This window comes from Nonomuraea sp. NPDC001831 (assembly GCF_042892035.1).
Taxonomy (GTDB): Bacteria; Actinomycetota; Actinomycetes; order Streptosporangiales; family Streptosporangiaceae; genus Nonomuraea.
Genome location: NZ_JBIATU010000002.1, coordinates 984,391 through 1,003,999 on the forward strand (window position 1 = coordinate 984,391; position 19,609 = coordinate 1,003,999).

18 protein-coding genes and 2 pseudogenes are annotated in these 19,609 nt (G+C 71.9%); 12 read left to right on the forward strand and 8 right to left on the reverse strand.

Going from position 1 to position 19,609, the window contains the following annotated elements; translation table 11 throughout:
* The first annotated feature begins 98 nt into the window (after positions 1 to 98).
* The gene (locus tag ACFYYW_RS10090; RefSeq protein ID WP_352325502.1) at positions 99 to 614 is read left to right on the forward strand and encodes a pyridoxamine 5'-phosphate oxidase family protein; all 516 of its coding nucleotides are present in this window, start codon (positions 99 to 101) and stop codon (positions 612 to 614) included.
* A 63-nt stretch (positions 615 to 677) separates the two neighbouring features.
* Here ACFYYW_RS10090 and lysA read toward each other — a convergent pair whose 3' ends face one another.
* Positions 678 to 1,913: a diaminopimelate decarboxylase gene (gene lysA, locus ACFYYW_RS10095; protein ID WP_352325503.1), complete on the reverse strand. Its 1,236-nt coding sequence runs from the start codon at positions 1,911 to 1,913 to the stop codon at positions 678 to 680.
* A 122-nt stretch (positions 1,914 to 2,035) separates the two neighbouring features.
* Here lysA and ACFYYW_RS10100 point away from each other — a divergent pair, with 122 nt between their 5' ends.
* From ACFYYW_RS10100 to ACFYYW_RS10120, 5 genes are read left to right on the forward strand one after another with little or no spacing between them, the layout of a single operon-like run.
* Positions 2,036 to 2,905: an ABC transporter substrate-binding protein gene (locus ACFYYW_RS10100; protein ID WP_352325504.1), complete on the forward strand. Its 870-nt coding sequence runs from the start codon at positions 2,036 to 2,038 to the stop codon at positions 2,903 to 2,905.
* Complete coding sequence (locus ACFYYW_RS10105; protein WP_352325505.1) at positions 2,902 to 3,732, forward strand: amino acid ABC transporter permease; 831 nt, start codon at positions 2,902 to 2,904, stop codon at positions 3,730 to 3,732. The genes ACFYYW_RS10100 and ACFYYW_RS10105 overlap by 4 nt, the downstream gene beginning before the upstream one ends.
* Position 3,733: 1 nt before the next feature.
* Entirely contained in the window at positions 3,734 to 4,486 is a 753-nt protein-coding gene (locus ACFYYW_RS10110) for an amino acid ABC transporter ATP-binding protein (protein WP_387647300.1), read from the forward strand.
* Between the two features lie 31 nt (positions 4,487 to 4,517).
* Complete coding sequence (locus ACFYYW_RS10115) at positions 4,518 to 6,101, forward strand: amidohydrolase family protein (protein WP_387647053.1); 1,584 nt, start codon at positions 4,518 to 4,520, stop codon at positions 6,099 to 6,101.
* Complete coding sequence (locus tag ACFYYW_RS10120) at positions 6,098 to 6,850, forward strand: serine hydrolase (RefSeq protein WP_387647055.1); 753 nt, start codon at positions 6,098 to 6,100, stop codon at positions 6,848 to 6,850. Before ACFYYW_RS10115 ends, ACFYYW_RS10120 begins: the two co-directional genes overlap by 4 nt.
* Here the strand turns inward: ACFYYW_RS10120 and ACFYYW_RS10125 are convergent.
* The gene (locus tag ACFYYW_RS10125; RefSeq protein WP_364415122.1) at positions 6,819 to 7,742 is read right to left on the reverse strand and encodes a LysR substrate-binding domain-containing protein; all 924 of its coding nucleotides are present in this window, start codon (positions 7,740 to 7,742) and stop codon (positions 6,819 to 6,821) included. The two genes, ACFYYW_RS10120 and ACFYYW_RS10125, sit on opposite strands and share 32 nt — an antisense overlap.
* Positions 7,743 to 7,794: 52 nt before the next feature.
* Here ACFYYW_RS10125 and ACFYYW_RS10130 point away from each other — a divergent pair, with 52 nt between their 5' ends.
* Positions 7,795 to 8,376, forward strand: a complete 582-nt coding sequence (locus ACFYYW_RS10130) for a GNAT family N-acetyltransferase (RefSeq protein ID WP_387647058.1) — start codon at positions 7,795 to 7,797, stop codon at positions 8,374 to 8,376.
* A gap of 149 nt (positions 8,377 to 8,525) precedes the next feature.
* Here the strand turns inward: ACFYYW_RS10130 and ACFYYW_RS10135 are convergent, their stop codons facing one another.
* From ACFYYW_RS10135 to ACFYYW_RS10145, 3 genes are read right to left on the reverse strand one after another with little or no spacing between them, the layout of a single operon-like run.
* Positions 8,526 to 9,743 carry an NADP-dependent isocitrate dehydrogenase gene (locus ACFYYW_RS10135; RefSeq protein WP_364389291.1) on the reverse strand — a complete coding sequence of 406 codons (1,218 nt, stop codon included), beginning with the start codon at positions 9,741 to 9,743 and terminating at the stop codon, positions 8,526 to 8,528.
* A gap of 53 nt (positions 9,744 to 9,796) precedes the next feature.
* Positions 9,797 to 10,096 carry a DUF3017 domain-containing protein gene (locus ACFYYW_RS10140; protein WP_352328566.1) on the reverse strand — a complete coding sequence of 100 codons (300 nt, stop codon included), beginning with the start codon at positions 10,094 to 10,096 and terminating at the stop codon, positions 9,797 to 9,799.
* Positions 10,093 to 11,214 (reverse strand): citrate/2-methylcitrate synthase, encoded by a 1,122-nt coding sequence (locus ACFYYW_RS10145; RefSeq protein WP_358282320.1) that lies wholly within the window; start codon positions 11,212 to 11,214, stop codon positions 10,093 to 10,095. The genes ACFYYW_RS10140 and ACFYYW_RS10145 overlap by 4 nt, the downstream gene beginning before the upstream one ends.
* A 181-nt stretch (positions 11,215 to 11,395) precedes the next feature.
* Here ACFYYW_RS10145 and ACFYYW_RS10150 point away from each other — a divergent pair, with 181 nt between their 5' ends.
* Entirely contained in the window at positions 11,396 to 12,046 is a 651-nt protein-coding gene (locus ACFYYW_RS10150; protein WP_352328563.1) for an FHA domain-containing protein, read from the forward strand.
* A 233-nt stretch (positions 12,047 to 12,279) separates the two neighbouring features.
* Here ACFYYW_RS10150 and ACFYYW_RS10155 read toward each other — a convergent pair whose 3' ends face one another.
* Complete coding sequence (locus tag ACFYYW_RS10155) at positions 12,280 to 13,809, reverse strand: glycoside hydrolase family 10 protein (protein WP_387647064.1); 1,530 nt, start codon at positions 13,807 to 13,809, stop codon at positions 12,280 to 12,282.
* A gap of 88 nt (positions 13,810 to 13,897) precedes the next feature.
* Here ACFYYW_RS10155 and ACFYYW_RS10160 point away from each other — a divergent pair, with 88 nt between their 5' ends.
* Positions 13,898 to 15,328 (forward strand): glycoside hydrolase family 3 protein, encoded by a 1,431-nt coding sequence (locus tag ACFYYW_RS10160; RefSeq protein ID WP_364415145.1) that lies wholly within the window; start codon positions 13,898 to 13,900, stop codon positions 15,326 to 15,328.
* Positions 15,313 to 16,185, forward strand: a complete 873-nt coding sequence (locus ACFYYW_RS10165; protein ID WP_352328557.1) for a MurR/RpiR family transcriptional regulator — start codon at positions 15,313 to 15,315, stop codon at positions 16,183 to 16,185. Before ACFYYW_RS10160 ends, ACFYYW_RS10165 begins: the two co-directional genes overlap by 16 nt.
* A 57-nt stretch (positions 16,186 to 16,242) precedes the next feature.
* On the opposite strand, the pseudogene ACFYYW_RS10170 reads toward ACFYYW_RS10165, so the two are convergent.
* Positions 16,243 to 16,482 (reverse strand): annotated as a pseudogene (locus ACFYYW_RS10170) (IclR family transcriptional regulator); the annotation flags it as partial.
* Positions 16,483 to 16,635: 153 nt separating this feature from the next.
* Between ACFYYW_RS10170 and ACFYYW_RS10175 the strand changes: the two are divergent.
* Both ACFYYW_RS10175 and ACFYYW_RS10180 read left to right on the forward strand, forming a co-directional pair.
* Positions 16,636 to 16,850: pseudogene (locus ACFYYW_RS10175) on the forward strand (ABC transporter ATP-binding protein); the annotation flags it as partial.
* Positions 16,851 to 16,858: 8 nt separating this feature from the next.
* Positions 16,859 to 18,442: a thiamine pyrophosphate-dependent enzyme gene (locus tag ACFYYW_RS10180; RefSeq protein WP_387647067.1), complete on the forward strand. Its 1,584-nt coding sequence runs from the start codon at positions 16,859 to 16,861 to the stop codon at positions 18,440 to 18,442.
* A 6-nt stretch (positions 18,443 to 18,448) separates the two neighbouring features.
* On the opposite strand, the gene ACFYYW_RS10185 is transcribed toward ACFYYW_RS10180, so the two are convergent.
* Positions 18,449 to 19,600, reverse strand: coding sequence for a C45 family autoproteolytic acyltransferase/hydolase (locus tag ACFYYW_RS10185; protein ID WP_387647070.1), 1,152 nt, complete (start codon positions 19,598 to 19,600; stop codon positions 18,449 to 18,451).
* Positions 19,601 to 19,609 lie beyond the last annotated feature (9 nt).

Consider the following 19,609-nt stretch of genomic DNA (forward strand, 5'->3'; position numbering starts at 1 on the left):
CGGAAAACACGACACAGGGTGTCGGGTTTCCGGGCGAGCATGGTCCCACCGGCCGGCGCCGACCGCGGGCCGGTACGCACGTACAGACAAGGACCTCAATGCGCGAAACCCCGCAGGAGCTCGAAGAGCTGCAGGCGCTCCTCGACGCCTCGCTCTCCCGCTCCAACTCGCACCTGCGCTCGATCGTCACCGAGCGCACCCTGAACGCCGAGCAGCTCACCGGGCTTCTGACCGGCATGCGCGTGCTCGCCGTGTCCACCGTGACGGCGAAGGGCGAGCCCCGGATCAGCGGCGTCGACGGCCACTTCCTGCACGGCAAGTGGCTCTTCGGCACGGCCCGCGGCGCCGCCAAGGCGCGCCACCTCGCCGCCCGCCCGGCGGCCAGCGTCGCCCACATGCGCGGGGAGGACCTGGGCGTGTTCACCCACGGCACGGTGGAGATCCTCAACCCGCAGGACGGCGAGCCGGCCGCCGACTGGCCGGCCCTGCTCGCCTACCTCAAGGACTTCTACGGCGCGGACGCCTTCGACTGGGAGAACGACGTGGTCTACTTCCGGCTGCACCCGAGCTGGATGACCGCCTACGCCCCCGACCCGGCCAAGCTCACGCCCTGACCGCCCACGCCCCGACCCGGCCAAGGCTCACGCCCTGACCGCCGGCGCGGGTTCGCGGCCGCGTCACAGGTAGAGCCGCAGCAGGTCCTCCTCGCTCTCGCGGCGGACGATGACCCGCGCCTGCCCGTCGCGCACCGCGACGACCGGCGGCCTGGGCACGTGGTTGTAGTTGCTGGCCATCGAGCGCTGGTAGGCGCCCGACACCGGGACGGCGAGCAGGTCGCCGGGCCGCACGTCGCCGGGCAGCGCGATGTCCCTGACCAGCACGTCCCCGCTCTCGCAGTGCTTGCCGACCACGGTGAACACGCCGGCGGGGGCGTCGGAGGCGCGGTTGGCCAGGGTTGCGGTGTAGGCGGCGCCGTACATGCCGGGGCGGGGGTTGTCGCTCATGCCGCCGTTCACGCTCACGTACCGGCCCTTGATCGTGCCGATCTCGTACAGGGCGACCGTGGACGGCCCGGCGATCGACCTGCCGGGCTCGACGGCCAGGTGCAGGCCCGCGGTCTCCTTCCTGAGCACGGCGAGCAGCTCGGCGGGCGTGGGCGGGGTGGGGTCGTCCGGCGTGTAGCCGATGCCGAGGCCGCCGCCCAGGTCGAGCCTGGTGACGCCGGTCTCGGCGGCGAAGGCGGCCATCCTGGCGGCGGCGGTGCCGAAGCCGTCCAGCTCGAAGATCTGCGAGCCGATGTGGGAGTGCAGGCCGTACAGCTCCAGCGCGGGCTCGGCGGTCACCTGCGCCACCGCGAGCGCGGCGGCGCCGGCGCTCAGCGAGAAGCCGAACTTGGAGTCCTCGCCGCCGGTGGCGATGAAGGCGTGGGTGTGCGGGTCCACGCCCGGCGTCACCCTGATCATCACCCGCTGCCGGACGCCCAGGGAGGCGGCGATCCCGGCGAGCCTGGCGATCTCGGCGAAGGAGTCGACGACCACGCACCCGATGCCCCAGGCCACGGCCCGGCGCAGCTCGTCGGCCGACTTGTTGTTGCCGTGGAAGACGACCCGCTCCGGCGGCATCCCGCCGGCCATGGCCACCGCCAGCTCGCCGCCCGTGCAGACGTCGAGGGACAGGCCCAGCCGGTCCAGCCAGCGCACCACCTCGGGGCAGAGGAACGCCTTGCCGCCGTAGTGCACGTCGCCGTCGGGCAGCGCGTCCAGCCAGGCGCGGGCGCGGGCGGTGAAGTCGGCCTCGTCCAGCACGTACGCGGGCGTGCCGTGCACCCGGGCCAGTTCGACCGCGCCGATCCCGCCGAGCCGCAGCTCCCCGTCGTGCCATGTGGCGGTCTGGGGCCAGATGTCCAAACTCATGAGGGGCGAGCGTAAACAACCGCGAGGGCGCGGAGGGTCGAGCATCGACGGATTCGTTGCTCAGGGTCGCATGCCTTCACGAGGCTTGGTGCCGCCTGACGGCCTGGCCACGATGACATGCCATGCGAACACACCTGGTCATCGCCCTGGTGGCGGCCTGCGCGCTCGGCGCGGGATGCGGGAGGTCCACCTCGGGTACGGCGGCGGCCCCCACGCCGCCCTCCTCGGCCGGCAAGAGCGCCAAGGACCTCGTCCCGGAATCCGTACGGAAGTCCGGCGAGCTGCGCATGGCGACCTCGGAAGGCTATCCCCCGATGGAGATGTACAAGCCGGGCACCCAGGAGATGACCGGCGTCGACGCCGACCTGGCCGTGGCGGTCGGAGAGCGGCTCGGGCTGAAGACCCGGATCATCAACGCCTCCTTCGACGGTCTCATCCCCGGCCTGCAGGGCGGCCGGTGGGACATCGCCATGGCCGCGCTCAGCGACCTCGAACAGCGCCGCAAGGCCGTCGACTTCGTCGACTACTTCAACGCCGGCGGCTCGATCATGGTCAAGAAGGGCAACCCCGAGGGCATCAAGACCCTCGAGGACCTGTGCGGCAAGAAGGTCGTCCTGGCCAAGGGCAGCTCCAACCTGGAGATCGGCAAGCGCCAGAACGAGAAGTGCGCCCAGAAGATGGAGATCATGCAGAGCGAGGACGCCCCCACCGGCCTGCTCACCATCGACTCCGGCCGTACCGTCGCCACGATCGTCGACTCCCCCGTGGCCGCCATGTACGCCAAGGAGACCGGCAAGTACGAGGTCCTGGCCGAGCAGTACGACGCCGGCCCCTGGGGCATCGCGATCGACAAGAAGCAGACCGGCCTGCGCGACGCCGTCGCCAAGGCGCTCCAGGAGCTGATCGACAGCGGCGAGTACGGCAAGATCCTGGAGAAGTACGGCACGACGGCCAACGCCGTGCCCAAGGTCACGATCAACACCGGCGCATGATGGAACTCCCGATCGATGCGGTGAAGCCGCCCAGGCCCGGGCGGCTCGTCGCGGCGGTGGTCGCGGCCCTGGTGATGGCGTGGCTGGCCTACACCGTCATCGTCAACCCCAACCTCCACTGGGACGTCATCGCCGAGTTCCTGCTGGACGGCCGCGTGCTCGGCGGCCTGTGGATCACGATCGCGCTCACCGCGCTGTCCATGGTCATCGGCGTCGCCCTCGGCGTGGTCGCCGCCGTCATGCAGCTGTCGGACAGCCCGGTGCTGCGCGGCGCGGCCGGCCTCTACACCTGGTTCTTCCGGGGCACGCCGCTGCTGGTGCAGCTCATCTTCTGGTTCAACATCGGCCTGGTCTTCCCCGAGATCGGGCTCGGCGTGCCGTTCGGCGGCCCGATGTTCCTCCAGTGGCCGGCCAACGAGCTGATCACGCCGTTCACGGCGGCGCTGCTCGGGCTGACCATCAACGAGGGCGCGTACATGGCCGAGATCGTCCGCGCGGGCATCCGTTCGGTGGATCCCGGGCAGCGGGAGGCGGCCGAGTCGCTGGGCATGACGCACCGGCAGATCCTGCGCAGGGTCGTGCTGCCGCAGGCGATGCGGGTGATCATCCCGCCGACCGGCAACCAGTTCATCTCCATGCTGAAGACCACCTCGATGGTCTCGGTCATCTCCGGCGCGGAGCTGCTGACCGTCTCCCAGCGCATCTACCTGGACAACTTCGAGGTGATCGCGCTGCTGGTGGTCGCCTCCACCTGGTACCTGCTGCTCACCACCGTGGCCACCTTCGGCCAGCGCTCCCTGGAGAGGAGGTTCAGCCGTGGCCACTAGCATGGTGAAGATCGAATCGGTCAGGAAGCGCTTCGGCCAGCTGGAGGTGCTGAAGGGCGTCAGCCTCGACGTGCCGGCCGGCGCGGTGGTCTGCGTGGTGGGCCCGTCCGGGTCCGGCAAGTCGACGCTGTTGCGCTGCGTCAACCGGCTGGAGACGATCGACGCGGGCCGGGTGTGGGTCGACGGCGAGCTCATGGGCTTCAGCGAGCAGGGCGGCAAGCTGCACCTGCTGCGGCCCGACGAGCTGTGCCGCCAGCGCCAGGAGATCGGCATGGTCTTCCAGCGCTTCCACCTGTTCCCGCACATGACCGCGCTGGAGAACGTCATGGAGGGCCCGTGCACGGTCAAGCGCCTGTCGAAGGCGAAGGCGGCCGAGCGCGCGAGGACGCTGCTCGACCGGGTGGGGCTGGCCGACCGGGCCGGCCACTACCCCAGGCAGCTGTCCGGCGGCCAGCAGCAGCGGGTCGCGATCGCGCGCAGCCTGGCCATGGACCCCAAGCTCATGCTGTTCGACGAGCCGACCAGCGCGCTCGACCCCGAGCTGGTGCAGGAGGTGCTGCAGGTCATGCGCGACCTGGCGGCCAGCGGGATGACGATGATCGTGGTGACCCACGAGATGGGCTTCGCCAGAGAGGCGGGCGACCACCTGGTGTTCATCGACGACGGCGTGATCGTGGAGGAGGGGCCGCCGCGCGAGGTGCTGTCCGCGCCGCGTCACGAGCGCACCCGCGCCTTCCTCGGGCAGGTGCTGTGAACGGCTCGCTTCTCAGGGAGGGTTCGGCCACGTGAGCCTCGACATGCTGATCAGCGGCGGCCTCGTGGCCGACGGGACGGGCGCGCCGCTGCGCCGGGCCGACGTCGGCGTCCGCGGTGACCGCCTCGTCCTGCTGCCCGGGGGCGGCCCGTCCGACGGCGGCGGGGGGCGGGTGATCGACGCCGCCGGGCTGGTGGTCGCGCCCGGGTTCATCGACGTGCACACCCACTCCGACGCGGTCACCCTGCTCGGGGAGGCGGGCCGGGAGCTGGCCGCGGCGCCCGTGCTCATGGGCGTCACGGTGGAGATCTGCGGCAACTGCGGGTCGAGCCTGTTCCCGGCGCTGCCCGAGCGGGTGCCGGCGCTGCGCCGGTCGAGCCGGGCCGGCTTCGGCGGCGACATCCCGATTTTTGAGGACTACGACGGGTTCGTCGCGGCGCACGAGCGGGCCCCCCGGTCGAACCACCTGACCTCCCTCGTCGGCCACGGCACCCTGCGGGCCGGCGTGCTCGGCTACGAGGACCGCCCGGCCACCCCAGCCGAGCTCGCCGCCATGTGCGGGCTGCTCGACGACGCGCTGGCCGCCGGCGCCGCCGGGCTGTCCACCGGCCTCATCTACACCCCCGGCACGTACGGCGACACCGCCGAGGTGGTCGCGCTGGCCCGCGTCGCGGCCAAGCACGGCAAGCCGTACGTCACCCACCTGCGGGACGAGATGTCCCGCGTCGAGGAGGCGCTGGAGGAGGCCGTCGAGATCGCCCGCACGAGCGGGGCCGCGCTGCACGTCAGCCACCACAAGACGGCCGGCAGGCACGCGTGGGGCAAGACCCTGCGCACGCTCCCCCGCATCGCCGCGCTGCGCGCCCAGGGCATGGACCTCACCTGCGACGTCTACCCCTACACCGAGGGCAGCACGTCGCTGTCGGCGATGTTCCCCCCGTGGGCCAACGACGGCGGCACCGAGGCGCTGCTCGACCGGCTGCGCGACCCCGGCCAGCGCGACCGCATGCGCGCGGCCATCGAGGACGGCGTGCCGGGCTGGGAGAACACGGTCGGCAACGGCGGCTGGGACCGCATCTCGGTCGCCTGCGCCACCCGTCACCCCGAGGCCGAGGGCCGCACGATCGCCGAGCTGGGCGGCGACCCGGTGGACGCGGCGGCCGAGCTGCTGCTCGCCGAGGACGGCGAGGTGACCATCATCAGCCACTCCATGCGCGAGGACGACGTCCAGCGGGTCCTGGCCAGCGAGTACGCCATGATCGGCTCGGACGGCGTGCCCAAGCCGGGCCATCCGCACCCCCGGCTGGCCGGCACCTTCCCCAGGGTGCTCGGCCGCTACTCCCGCGACCAGGGCCTGTTCCCGGTGGAGACCGCCGTCCACAAGATGACCGGCATGGCGGCCGACCGGTTCGGGCTGGCGAACCGGGGCGTCGTGCGCGACGGAGCGCACGCCGACCTGGTGCTCTTCGACCCCGCGACGGTGGCCGACGGCGCGACCTACGCCGACCCGCTGCTGCCCCCCGTCGGCATCAGGGCCGTCGTCGTGGCCGGACGGCTCGCCGTGGAGGACAACAGGCTCACCGAGGACAGACCAGGAAGGATCATCGGGCGGTGAACGACATCACGCTCGCCGTCGCGACGCGGGATCTGGTGACGGGCGAGTTCCACGGCGTCAACGAGGACGCCGAGCTGCCGCTGGCCAGCGTCGGCAAGCTGCTGCTGCTGGCCGAGGTGGCGATGAGCGTCGAGGGCGGCATCCTGGCCCCCGACACGCCCGTGACGCTGCACGACGACGACTACTGCGGCGGCTCCGGGCTGCTCACGTCGTTGTCCGCGCGCGTCTGGACGATCGGCGACCTGGCCCTGCTGACCGCCGCCGTCAGCGACAACACCGCCACGAACGCGCTGCTGCGCACGATCGGCCTGGACCGGGTCAACGCCGCCGCCGCGGCCCTCGGGCTGTCGCGGACCAGGCTGCTCGACCGCATCAGAGAACCGCGCACCCCGCAGGACCCGCCCACGTTCGCGATCGGCACCGCGGCCGAGCTGTCCGGCCTGGCCGCGCTGCTCGCCGGTGAGGGCGGCTGGCAGGCGCTCATGCGCGGCTGGATGCGGCAGAACACCGACCACGGGCTCGTCCCCGCCCTGGTCAGGCACGATCCCGAGGGCGACTGGCTGGCGAACAAGACCGGCACCGACGAGGGCGTCCGGTCCGACGTCGGCATCATGGACGGCCGCATCGCCTACGCCGTCCTCGCCCACGGCCCCGTGGGCAGCGAGCACGACCTGACCTCCGCCGTACGGCGGGCCGGCCTGGACGTCGCCGCCCGCCTCAGCGCAGCGACGGCTCCAGCGAGTTCCTGAGCTGGGCCGAGGCCGTACGCAGGTAGGCCAGGAACGACCGGGCGGCCGGGTTGGGATTGGTCGGCCGCCTGGCCACGCCGATCCTGCGGAACAGGTTCGGCGTGGTCAGCCGGCAGGTGTGCAGCCCGGTCGCGCCCTGCAGGCCGAGGCTCGGCACCAGCGCGACGCCGAGCCCGGCCCGTACCAGGCCGATCGTCACCTCGTAGTGGTCGCTGCGGCAGCGGATCTGCGGCGAGAAGCCCTCCAGCATGCTGGCCCGCTCAAGGATCGACACCGGGTGCTCGGCGCCGAACGTGGTGATCCACGGCTCCTCGGCCAGGTCCGCCAGCCGCACCTTGGGCCGCTGGGCGGCGACGTGGCCGGTGGGCAGGACCAGCAGCTGCGGCTCGTCGAACAGGTGGACGACCTCCACCCCTTCCGGGCACTGCCACGGGTCCAGCGCGTGCTCGAAGACCACCAGCACGTCGAGCGCGCCGCGCTCCAGATCGGGCAGCAGCTCGTACGGCTGGCCCTCCACCAGGTCGAGCGCCACCTTGGGATAGCGGGAGGCGAAGCGCGACAGCGCCAGCGGCAGCAGCCGGTAGCCGGCGGAGGCGAAGAAGCCGATGCGCAGCTCGCCGGCGTCCACCCTGGCCTGGGCGAGCAGGTCCTTCTCGGCCGCCTCGATGATGTCGACGACCTCCTGGGCGCGGATGGCCAGGCGGCGTCCCGCCTCGGTCAGCCGCAGGCTCTGGGCGTTGCGCTCGACCAGCCCGACCCCCGCCTCCTGCTCCAGCCGGGACAGCTGGTGGGACACGGCGGACGGCGACAACTTCAGCACCCTGGCCGCACCGGCGATACTGCCCGTCCTGAACACCTCAAGCAGGACACGCAGCCGGTTACTACTCAACACGGGACCAAGAGTACGAGCTCCCCCACCTCGCCCCGTGCATAAGATGTTCCCGGTGATCGACTCCACGCACCTGCCGCCGGTCGAGCTGCGTACCGAGCGCCTCCTGCTGCGGCCCTGGCGCCCCTCCGACCGCGAACCCTTCGCGGAGCTCAACGCCGATCCCGAGGTCATGGAACACTTCCCCGCCACGCTCAGCCGCGAGCAGAGCGACGCGCTCGCCGACACCAGCGACGAGCTGATCGCCCGGCAGGGCTGGGGACGCTGGGCGCTGGAGCGGCTGGACACCGGCGAGTTCATCGGCTTCACCGGCCTGCACCAGCCGTCGTTCGAGGCCCCCTTCATGCCGGCGACGGAGATCGCCTGGCGGCTCAACCGCAGGTCGTGGGGGCACGGCTACGCGAGCGAGGCGGCCACCGCGGCGCTCGGCTTCGCCTTCGACCGGCTCGGCCTGGCGGAGGTGGTCTCCTTCACGGCCACGGTCAACACCCGCTCCAGCGCCGTCATGCGCCGCCTCGGGATGATCCATGACCCCGCGGGGGATTTCGACCATCCCGTCCTCCCGCCCGGCCACCGGCTGCGCCGCCACGTCCTGTACCGCCTCACCGCGAGCGACTGGCGCGGGGCGAACGGGTGAGCGGGTGAGTGAGCAGACGAGCAGGTGAGCCGGCGGGCGAACGGGTGAGCAGGGTCGCGGCGCCCCGGCCGAGACGGCCCGCGGACGGCCCCGGGCATGCGAAACGGCCCCTACCGTACGACGAAGCCGCAGGTAGAGGCCGCTTTTGCTCAAGCAGACATCTTCTTCTTGAGGTTCTCGTCCAGGGCGGCCAGGAAGTCCTGGGTGGTGAGCCACTTGGCGTCGCCGCCGACCAGCAGGGCGAGGTCCTTGGTCATCTGACCGCCCTCGACGGTCTCGATGCAGACCTGCTCCAGCTTGTCGGCGAACTCCGTCACGGCGGGGGTGTTGTCCAGCTTGCCGCGGTGGGCCAGGCCACGCGTCCACGCGAAGATCGAGGCGATCGGGTTCGTGGAGGTGGGGTTGCCCTTCTGGTGCTCGCGGTAGTGGCGGGTCACGGTGCCGTGGGCGGCCTCGGCCTCGACGGTCCGGCCGTCGGGGGTCATGAGGACGGAGGTCATCAGGCCGAGCGAGCCGAAGCCCTGCGCGACGGTGTCGGACTGCACGTCGCCGTCGTAGTTCTTGGCGGCCCAGACGTAGCCGCCCTCCCACTTGAGCGCCGCAGCGACCATGTCGTCGATGAGGCGGTGCTCGTAGGTGAGCCCGGCCTTCTCGAAGTCGGCCTTGAACTCGGTCTCGAAGACCTCGGCGAAGATGTCCTTGAAGCGGCCGTCGTACGCCTTGAGGATGGTGTTCTTCGTCGACAGGTAGACCGGGTAGTTGCGGGCCAGGCCGTAGCGCATGGAGGCGCGGGCGAAGTCGCGGATCGACTCGTCGAGGTTGTACATCGCCATGGCGACGCCGCCGCCCGGGAAGTCGTACACGTCGAGCTCGATGGGCTCGGAGCCGTCCTTCGGCGTGTACGTGAGGGTCAGGGTGCCCTCGCCGGGGATGACCAGGTCGGTGGCGCGGTACTGGTCGCCGAAGGCGTGACGGCCGACGACGATCGGCTTGGTCCAGCCGGGCACGAGCCGCGGCACGTTCGACATGATGATCGGCTCACGGAAGATCACGCCGCCGAGGATGTTGCGGATGGTCCCGTTCGGGGACTTCCACATCTTCTTGAGCCCGAACTCCTCGACCCGCGCCTCGTCGGGGGTGATCGTGGCGCACTTCACACCGACGCCGTACTTCTTGATGGCGTTGGCGGCGTCGATGGTGACCTGGTCGTCCGTCGAGTCCCGGTACTCGATCCCCAGGTCGTAGTACTTCAGGTCGACGTCGAGGTAGGGAAGGATCAGCTGGTCCTTGATGAACTGCCAGATGATCCGGGTCATCTCGTCGCCGTCGAGCTCGACGACCGGACCCTCCACCTTGATCTTGGGCATGCGAATGGTTCCCCTTCAATGAATGGATGCGTTGAGGCTATCGGACCGTCCCGTCAACCGGCCAAAAGGGACAGGAGCCAGGCCTTGAACGCGTTGTTGTACAGCGCGAGCGAGGTCAGGGCCATGAGGAAGCCGAACGCGATCAGCGTGATGACGTCCGTCTTCTTGTCGCGGACGGCCAGTTGCCCGTCGAATCCGGCGAACCGGAGCGCGGCGGCGACCATCAGCACGCCGCCCAGCGCGAACCCGCCCCAGCGCGGGTCCACCAACAGGATCACGAGCACGGCGGCGACCGCTCCCGCCACGATCAGCGGGAACGGTCCCCAGCGTTCACGTTCGTTCTCTCGGCTCAACGCTCTTCTATTGGCTTCCACTTCTGATCGCGCTCGCCAATGTATTCACTGTCGGGCCGGATCAGCCTGTTGTCGGCATGCTGCTCGATCACGTGCGCGGTCCAGCCGGACATGCGGCTGATCGAGAAGACGGGGGTGAACAGGTCCGTCGGAATGCCAAGGTAGTGGTAGACCGACGCCGCGTAGAAATCGACGTTCGGATAGAGGCCCTTCGTCTCGAAGACGACCTCCTCCATCTCCTTCGACATCCGGTAGTAGGTGTCGTCGCCGGCGGCCTCGGCCAGCTCGGCGGACATGCGGCGCAGGTGCGTCGCGCGCGGGTCCTCGGTCTTGTAGACGCGGTGGCCGAAGCCCATGATCTTCTCGCCCGCGGCGAGCTTGTCGCGCACGGCCTGGGCCACCCCGCCCGGCGGGATCGACTCCAGGGTCTTCATGACCTGCTCGTTCGCGCCGCCGTGCAGCGGGCCCTTGAGCGTGCCGATGGCCGCGACGATGGCCGAGTGCATGTCCGACAGGGTCGCGGCGCAGACGCGGGCGGCGAACGTCGAGGCGTTCATCGTGTGGTCGGCGTGCAGCACCAGGCACTCATCGAAGATCTCGACCGCACGCCGCTCGGGGGCGCGGCCGGTGACCTGGAGCAGGAAGTTGCCGGCGATGCTGAGCTCGGGGTCGGCCTCGGGGACCGCGCCGCCGGTGCGCGCGGCGTGGTAGCGGGCGACCAGCACGGGCTGCTGCGCGGTCAGGCGGGCCGCCTTGCGCAGGTTCGCGTCGGGGGCGGTGGAGTCCTTGTCGGGGTCGTCGGCGCCGGACAGTGAGACGAGGGAGCGGAGCGCCTCCATGGGTTTCTGCTTCTCGGCGATCTCCGCCACGTTGGCGGCGACCAGCGCGCCCAGCTCCCTGCCCTGGGCCAGGTCGGCGCCGTACGCCTCCAGCTGGGCCCGGTCGGGCAGCCTGCCGTGCTGCAGCAGGTACGCGGTCTCCTCGAACGTCGCTCGGCCGGCCAGGTCGTGGATGTCGTATCCACGGTAGAAGAGGCGACCGGCCTTGCCGTCGATGTCGCTCAGCGCTGTGGACGCGGCGACGACATCGGCCAGGCCTTTCGTGGGCTTGTCCGCCATGAGTGTTTCCTCCGCTTATCTTCCTCCGAAGTCTACCCGTGAGCAGGTAAAACCGTTCGCAGAGGTCCAGACCAATTTCACAGGGGATTCTCCTTTCGGCAAAGGAGATTCCGCATCCCCTCGGTTGGGTAAGCCGGAGCTGTAGTAATAGTTACGGCGGGCTACCTGGGGAGGAACTGCCGTGGAGGGGCCGTTCATACGCATCGAGGACACCGGCGACGTGGTCCCGTTGCGCCCCGAGATCACGACGGTCGGGAGAGGCCGGGGTGTGGACATCCGGCTCACCGACCCCAGTGTGTCTCGACTCCATGCCGAGTTCGTCAGACGAGGACCCTACCTGTACGTCGTTGACCTGGGCCTGTCCCGCAACGGCACACGGGTGAACGGCAGGCCGATCGCCCGGAGGGTCCTTGACGACGGAGACGTCGTCTCGTTCGGCGCGGCGCGGGGTCGCATCGGTGGAGTCCCCCGTGAGGACTTCACCCCCGAGGTCGAGCTGCGCAGGGCGGCGGCGCCCGAGCTGACCAGGCGCGAGGTCGATGTGCTGACCTCGCTCTGCAGGCCGGCGCTGTCCGACGAGGCGTTCGTCGCTCCGGCGACGGCGCGCGAGATCGCCGACGACCTGGTCGTGACCGAAGCCGCGGTCAAGCAGCACCTGCTGCGGCTGTACCAGAAGTTCAGGATTCCTGAGGGCACCAACCGCCGCACGCGCCTCGCCAACGAGGTCGTCGCGCTCGGGCTGGTGCGCCCGACCCCTGTGGTGCCACCACAGCGGTCGGCGGGCGCCACGGCTGAGCAGCAGCCGTCGGCGGCCGGTAGGAGGGCTTCCTAGAGGGAGCCAGATCGCGACCGGGGCTTCGGCGAGGGGTTCCGGCAGCGTCGGACCCATCGAGAGATCACCGCGTTCATCCCTGCTGGGCGCGGAACGGGCGACGGCGGGCGACCGCGGGCCGACAGGCCGGTGGCGCGCGCCGTGCTCGACGCCGGTCAGGGAACGTGCCGGCGACGCGCGCTGGTGAGCCATGCGCTCGTCGCCGGAGGTCAGCGTTCCTTCACCGGTGTCGTTCAGATCACCCGGAAACCGTGGCTGGGCTTGCTGGTCCTGTTGGCCCGGTCGACGGCGACCGCGTAGTAGTGGTCGCCGCGCTTGCCGTCGGGGTCCGTCCAGCGGATCTGGCGGTCGGCGGGCACGACGGCGACCAGGTTGCGCGCGTCGGCGAAGGCGTTCTGGCCGGCCTCGTCCGGGAAGCGGAAGATGGCGAACTGGAACGGCTCGTCCCGGCCGGTGGCGACCACGCGCACCTCGACGCCGCCGGTGCGGCGCAGCGCGTACGCCACCACCGGGCGGCGCGGCGGCTCGCCGTTCGCCAGGCGGGGCAGCACGGGCGCGAGCGCGGGCCGCTGGTAGTGGTCGTTGACGGCGGTCGTGATGGAGGCCAGCCGGTCCACCTTGACGTCGTTGGCGTTGTACCAGATGTCGCCGCTGATCTCGGGGTGGGCGCGGTTGAGCGTCAGGTGCCTGGACAGCTCGTCCGGCTTCTGCCACTCGGCGGCCTGGGCCGGGTCGCCCGCCTTGTAGGCCGCCTGCCCGATCCACAGCAGCGTGTTCGTGCCCGCGGCCACGTCCGACCACCACGGGACGAGCTTGGAGTAGTCGGCCGGCGGCTGCCCGATGTACCAGTAGAGCTGCGGCGCGATGTAGTCCAGCCAGCCCTTCTTGACCCAGCCGCGGGTGTCGGCGTGCAGGTTGTCGTAGGACTGGCCGCCGTTGGTCTCGGAACCGAGCGGGTCGGTGCCCTTGTTGCGCCAGATGCCCGACGGGCTGATGCCCCAGGCGATCTCCGGCTTGGCCTGCAGGACGCGCTGCTGCATCTCGCTGACCATGAGGTCGACGTTGTTGCGCCGCCAGGAGGCCAGGTCGGGGAAGCCGGCGCCGTACTTGGCGAACGCGGCGCTGTCGTCGAAGGCAGTGGTGTTGGTCGGGTAGAAGTAGTCGTCGAAGTGCAGGCCGTCGATGTCGTAGCGGGTGATCGCGTCCATCATCGCGTCCTGGCAGAACTTGCGGACCTCGGGCATGCCCGGGTTGTAGTAGAGCTTGCCGCCGAACGGCAGGATCCAGTCGGGGTGCTTGCGGCCGGGGTGATCGGGGTGCAGCTTGCTCGGGTCGGGCTGCATCGACACGCGGTAGGGGTTGAACCAGGCGTGGAAGGCCAGGCCGCGCTTGTGGGTCTCCTCCACGGCGAACCCGAGGGGGTCGTAGCCGGGGTCCTGGCCCTGGGTGCCGGTCAGGTACTGCGACCAGGGCTCGAACGGCGACGGCCAGAACGCGTCGGCGGTCGGCCTGATCTGCACGAACACGGAGTTGAGCTTGCGCTGCACGGCCACGTCGAGCCAGGCGAGGTATTCGGCCTTCTGCTCGTCGGCGCTCAGCCCCGGCTTCGAGGGCCAGTTGATGTTGACGACGGAAGCGATCCACATGCCGCGCATCTGACGCAGCGGGGGGACGTAGTCTGCCTGGGCGAAGGCCGGCAGCGGCACGGCGGACGCGGCGGCGGCGAGAGCGAGACCCTTCAGGAGAGTCCTTCTGCTGGGCATGGGGGGTGGCCTCTCGACAATGGTTGTGTCGAGGGCGACGATGACAGAAAATTACCTTCAGATCAACAACCGTGAAGGAAAATGCCGCATGAGCGCAGAGCTGGTCCGACTTGCGATGACGGTGCTCCAGCCGGGGTTCGAAGGGACGTCGCCTCCCGACTGGCTGCGCCGCGCGCTGGGCGAGGGCCTGGGCGGCGTCATCCTGTTCGCCCGCAACTCCATCGGCGAGCAGCTCGTCCGTTCGGTGCGCGCCGAGAACCCCGGCGCGATCGTCGCGATCGACGAGGAGGGCGGCGCGGTCACCCGGCTCGAAGTGCTCGCCGGCAGCTCCTTCCCCGGCAACCGGGCGCTGGGCGTGGCCGACGACGTCGAGCTGACCGAACGGGTCGGCCGGCAGATCGGCCGGATGCTCGCCGAACTCGACATCTCCCTCGACTACGCGCCCTCCGCCGACGTGAACGCCAACCCGGAGAACCCGGTCATCGGCGTGCGCTCGTTCGGGCCCGACCCCGAGCTGGTCGCCCGGCACACCGTCGCGTACGTGGCCGGGGTGCAGGGCGCGGGCGTGGCCGCCTGCGCCAAGCACTTCCCGGGGCACGGCGACACGACCACCGACTCCCACCTGGCGCTGCCCACCGTGCACGCCTCGCGGGCGGTGCTCGACGAGCGCGACCTGCCGCCGTTCCGGGCCGCCATCGCGCACGGGGTGCGCTCGATCATGTCCGGCCACCTGCTCGTGCCCGCGCTCGACCCGTCGATGCCGGCCACGCTCAGCCACAGCGCCCTGACCGACCTGCTCAGGGGCGAGCTCGGCTTCGACGGCGTGGTGGTCACCGACGCGATCGAGATGCAGGCCGTGGCCGCCATGTTCGGCCCCGGCGAGATCGCGGTGCGCGCGCTGGCCGCCGGCGCCGACACCATCTGCGCCGGCCGGGCCGACGAGCGCAGCCTGCACGAGATGCGCGACGCCGTCGTCGAGGCGGTGCGCACGGGCCGGCTGGCGGAGGAGCGGCTGGCCGAGGCGGCCGGCCGGGTGCTCGCCCTGTCCACCTGGTACGCCGAGCGGTCCGAGCTGCGCGAGAAGGCCCGCGCCGACATCGACGAGGGCGTCGGACTGGAGGCCGCCAGGGCCGCGCTGACCACCACGGGCACCGCCGTGCTCGACCGGGGGCCGCTGGTCGTGGAGGTCAACACCCGGCTCAACCAGGCGGTCGATCCCGCCACGCCGACCGGCATCGCGGCGGCGCTGGCCGCCCGGCTGCCGAACACCGCCAGGGTGCGCCTCGACCGCGACGGCGAGCTGCCCGCCTTCGACGACCGTCCCGTGGTGCTCGTGGTGCACGACGCGGCCCGGCACCCGTGGGTGCGCGAGGCGCTGGCGCGGGCGCTGGCCGTCCGGCCCGACGCGATCGTGGTGGACACCGGCATCAGCGACGCGCCCGTCGGCGCCGCCCACCTCGCCACGCACGGCATCTCCCGCGTCTCCGCGCAGGCCGCGGCCGAATGGCTGACCCGTTGAACACCGAGCCCGCGAACCCGGTCGCCACCGTGCGGGCGGTGCTGCCGTCGCTGACCCCGGCGGCGCAGGCCATCGGGCGCATCATCCTGGACGACCCGGGGCTGGTCGTGCGGAGCACGATCACCGAGTTCAGCGCGGTGTCGGGCACCAGCGAGGCCACGATCGTGCGCACCGCGCGGGCGCTTGGCTTCGCCGGTTACTCGCAGATGCGCTTCGCGCTGGCCGCCGCCGTGGCCAAGCAGCCCGAACGCCTGGTGCCCGGCGACCTGGCCCCCGACGACCCGCTGACCGACGTGATCGCCAAGGTGGCGCGGGCGGAGTCCGACGCCCTGGCGGACACGGCGGCGCAGCTCGACCCCGACCAGCTCGGCGAGGTCGTCCAGGCCATCGCGGTGGCCCGGCGGGTGGACGTCTACGGCGTGGCGGCCTCGGGGCTGGTGGCCGCCGACATGTCGCAGAAGCTGCTGCGCATCGGCCTGTCCAGCCATCCGTTCAGCGACGCCCACCTGGCCCTGACCAGCGCGGCGCTGCTGCGGGACGGCGACGTCGCGGTGGCCATCAGCTGCAGCGGCGAGACGCCCGACGTGCTGGTCCCGGCCCGTACGGCGGCCGAGGCGGGGGCGCTGATCGTCGCCATCACCAACAACCCGCGCTCGTCGCTGGCCGACCTGGCCAGCCACACGCTGGTGTCGGCCGGCCGGGAGACCGCCTTCCGGCCCGGCGCGCTGGCCAGCCGGATCAGCCAGCTGCTGATCGTCGACTGCATCTTCGTCGGCCTGGCGCAGCGCACCTACGACCGGGCCGAGGCGGCGATCAGGGCCACCCGCGACGCGACCGACCGTTACCGCAACCGGTGACGGCGGAGACGGCGTCAGGCGCGGGTCACCGAGACCTTCGCCAGGTCGGCCTCGATGCACCCGGCCCATTGACGTGCAGCAGGCCGGGAAGCGGGTGCCGATGCTGATCGACACGCTCATGATCCGGGCGGTGGCGACGCGGGCGACGTACACGAGGTCCTCGCCGTCCTCGCCGTCGAGGACCGCGACCGAGGCCGACTCGTGCACCTCGGCGGCCAGGCGTTCCAGGTGGGGGCCGGCGACCTCGGGCAGCGACAGGCCGGACAGGTAGGCGTACCCCAGCTCCAGGACGCGCGGATCACCGCCAGCCCTCTGGCCGGCGACTGCACATGATCGCCCATGGTGATCCGTTGACAGAAGCCGACAAGGGCGTAGTTTCCGCCATATGGAGCTGTTCGGACAGAGGATTCCTGTGCGCATGGCGAACACCTAGGAGCAGCCGTGCGTCGCATGCAGCAGCGCGTGGCGATCGCACGGGCCGTGGCCTACGAGCCGCACGTCCTGCTCATGGACGAGCCGTTCGCCGCCGTGGACGCGCAGACCAGGCCGACCTGGAGGACCTGCCCATCGACCTGCCGCGCGACCGGGACCAGCTCACCACCCGGCCGCTGCCGCGTTTCGGCGAGCTGCGCGGGCAGGTCTACCGGCGGATCCAGCAGGCGAGAGGGGCACGATGAGCACGGTGCGGGCGGCGGCGTTCGAGGTGCTGCGGCGGTACGGCCTGACGACGATCTTCGGCAACCCCGGCTCGACCGAGGTGTCGCTGCTGACCGGCCTGCCGGACGACCTCCGCTTCGTGCTCGCGCTGCACGAGGGCTCGGTCGTCGGCATGGCCACCGGCTGGGCCATCGGGCACGCCGAGCCCGCGCTGGCCGTGCTGCACACCACGGCCGGGCTGGGCAACGCGGTGGGCGCCCTCGCCACGGCCCGGGTGAACCGGGCGCCCCTGGTCGTGCTGGTCGGGCAGCAGGACCGGCGGCACCTGGCGCTGGAGCCGTTCCTCGCCGGACGGCTGGCCGGGCTGGCCGGCGACTACCCGGTGTGGACCGACCAGCCGGTGCGGGCGCAGGACGTGCCGGGCGCGCTGGCCAGGGCCTTTCACGAGGCGGTCACGCACCGGGGCCCCGCGCTGGTCGTGGTGCCGATGGACGACTGGGACGCGCCCTTCGCCGGCGAGACGCCCGCCGCCCCGGCCCGGGTGCTGCGGCCCGCCGCCGTGCCCGACGCCGGCCTGGCGCCGCTGGTCGAGCTGCTGGCCGGGGCGCGGTCCCCGGTGATCGTGGCGGGGGCGGGGGCGTCCTGGGGACCGCTGGTGGAGCTGGCCGAGCGGCTGGCGTGCCCGGTGTTCCAGGAGTCGTTCGGGGCGCTGGCGGGGTTCCCGCAGGACCATCCGCAGTACGCGGGGGTGCTGCCGGCCGACCGGGGGCGGCTGCGGGCCGTGCTCGCGCCGCACGACGTCGTGCTGGCCGTGGGCGCGCCGGTGTTCCGGCAGTACCCGTACGCGCCGGGGCCGCTGGTCGAGCCGGGGACGGCGGTCGCCGTGGTCACCGACGACCCGGCCGAGGCGCACCGGAGCCCGGCCGCCCTGGCCGTCCTGGCCCCGCCCGGGGTCGTCTGCGAGCGGCTGGCGGCGCTGCTGCCGGCCCGTCCCGCCGCTCCGGCGGCCGTTCCGCCGGCTCCCGCTCCCGAGGTGCCCGGCGGGGAGCCGTTGCGGCCCGCGTACGTGCTGCGCGAGCTGGCCCGGCGGCTGCCGCGCGACGTCGTGCTGCTGGAGGAGACCCCGTCGTCCCGTCCTGACCTGCACCGGCTGGTCCCGGCACGGAACCCGCTGGGCTTCGTCTCGGCGGCCATGGGCGGGCTCGGGTTCGCCGTGCCGGCCGCGGTCGGCCTGCGCATGGCGCTGCCCGGACGCCCGGTGGTCACGGTCGTGGGCGACGGCTCGGCGCTGTACGGCGTGCAGGCCCTGTGGAGCGCCGCCCACTACCGGGTGGGCGCCCTGTTCGTCGTGCTCGCCAACGGCCGCTACGCCGTCATGGACCGGCTGGCCGACCAGCACGGCGGCAAGGCCCCCTGGCCGCCGTTCCCGGAGGTGGACCTGGCGGCGCTGGCCAGGTCGCTCGGCTGCCCCGCCCGGCGGGTGGACGGCCCCGCCGAGCTGGGGGCCGTGCTCGACGAGGTGATCCCGTCGCTGGCCGCCCGCGAGGAGCCCCTGCTGCTCGACGTCACCGTGGCCGTGGACCAGGACTTCCGGCCGTGAGCCGGGTCACCAGGCCGGAGGGCGGCGACCGTCGTCGGCTGCCGGGTCGAAGCAGAGCTCGGGGGTGGCGTCCGGCTTGAAGACCTCGTCCAGGGCCCACCGCTCGTACGGGCGGGCGCACGGCGGCGCGCCGGCGATGGCCAGCTCGCGGGCGTCGAGGTCCATGACGACGGAGTAGACCGTGTGGCACTCCTCGGCCGGGCCGGAGTCGGGGTCGAGGTGGCGGCAGACGCCGTCGGGGAAGGAGTAGTGGTCGCGTAGGGCGGCGACGACGTGTTCGAGGCCGACCGCGCGCTCGGCGGCGGTGTCCTCCAGCAGGTGGCGCACGCGTTCTGGGCGCAGCAGGGTCAGGCCGGACCTGGCCGCCTTCATGTCCTCCACCGGCAGCTCGGCCTCGAAGTGGTTGGCGTGGGTGAGCAGGCCGTCACGCGGCAGCAGCGCGCCGAACGCGCCCGGAGCCACCTCCAGGTCGATGGCCTCGCCTCCGGCGTCGGCGATGAGCAGGTTGCCCGAGGAGACGCGCGGCACGTCGAGCACCTTGCGGTGGGCCCGGCTCATGCGGTCGGACTGCAGCACCCCGCGCAGCAGGAAGTGGTACGGGACCCCCGCCCCCGCCTGGTCACGGTCGGACTGCAGGCGGTTGGCGCACACCCCGAGCCCCGCCGAGTTGAGCCCCGACTTGGCGAGCATGCCCGCCTCGGCCAGCGTGAGCACCGCGAACCCCTCGGTGTCGCGGGTGGCCAGCAGGAAGGTGACCGCGCCCTGCTCGGGATGCCAGTCCCAGTTCTGGGCGAGCAGGGTGTGGCCGTCGCGGGTGTACTTGGGCAGGACGGCCAGCGCGGTGCAGCCGTCGTCGTGGTAGCCGGTGCCGTCGAGCAGCTCGGTACGGGCGTTGAGCGCCGCGATGTGCTCGACCGGCTGCCCCGCGCCCGCCGCCAGCCCCTCCAGCATGGCGGCGATGCTCGGGTCGTACGCCCTGGCCACGTCGAGGAAGGTCTGGCCCCAGCGCAGCACGTCGGCCGAGGAGAGGCCGGACTTGTCGCGGAAACGCCGCAGGTAGGTCTCGACGCTCCGCGCGACCAGGTCGGCGGTGCGGTGGCCGACCTCGGCCCCCATCTCCTCGTAGGTGCCCTCGACAGCGATGAGCGGGGTGTCCATGAATCGGCC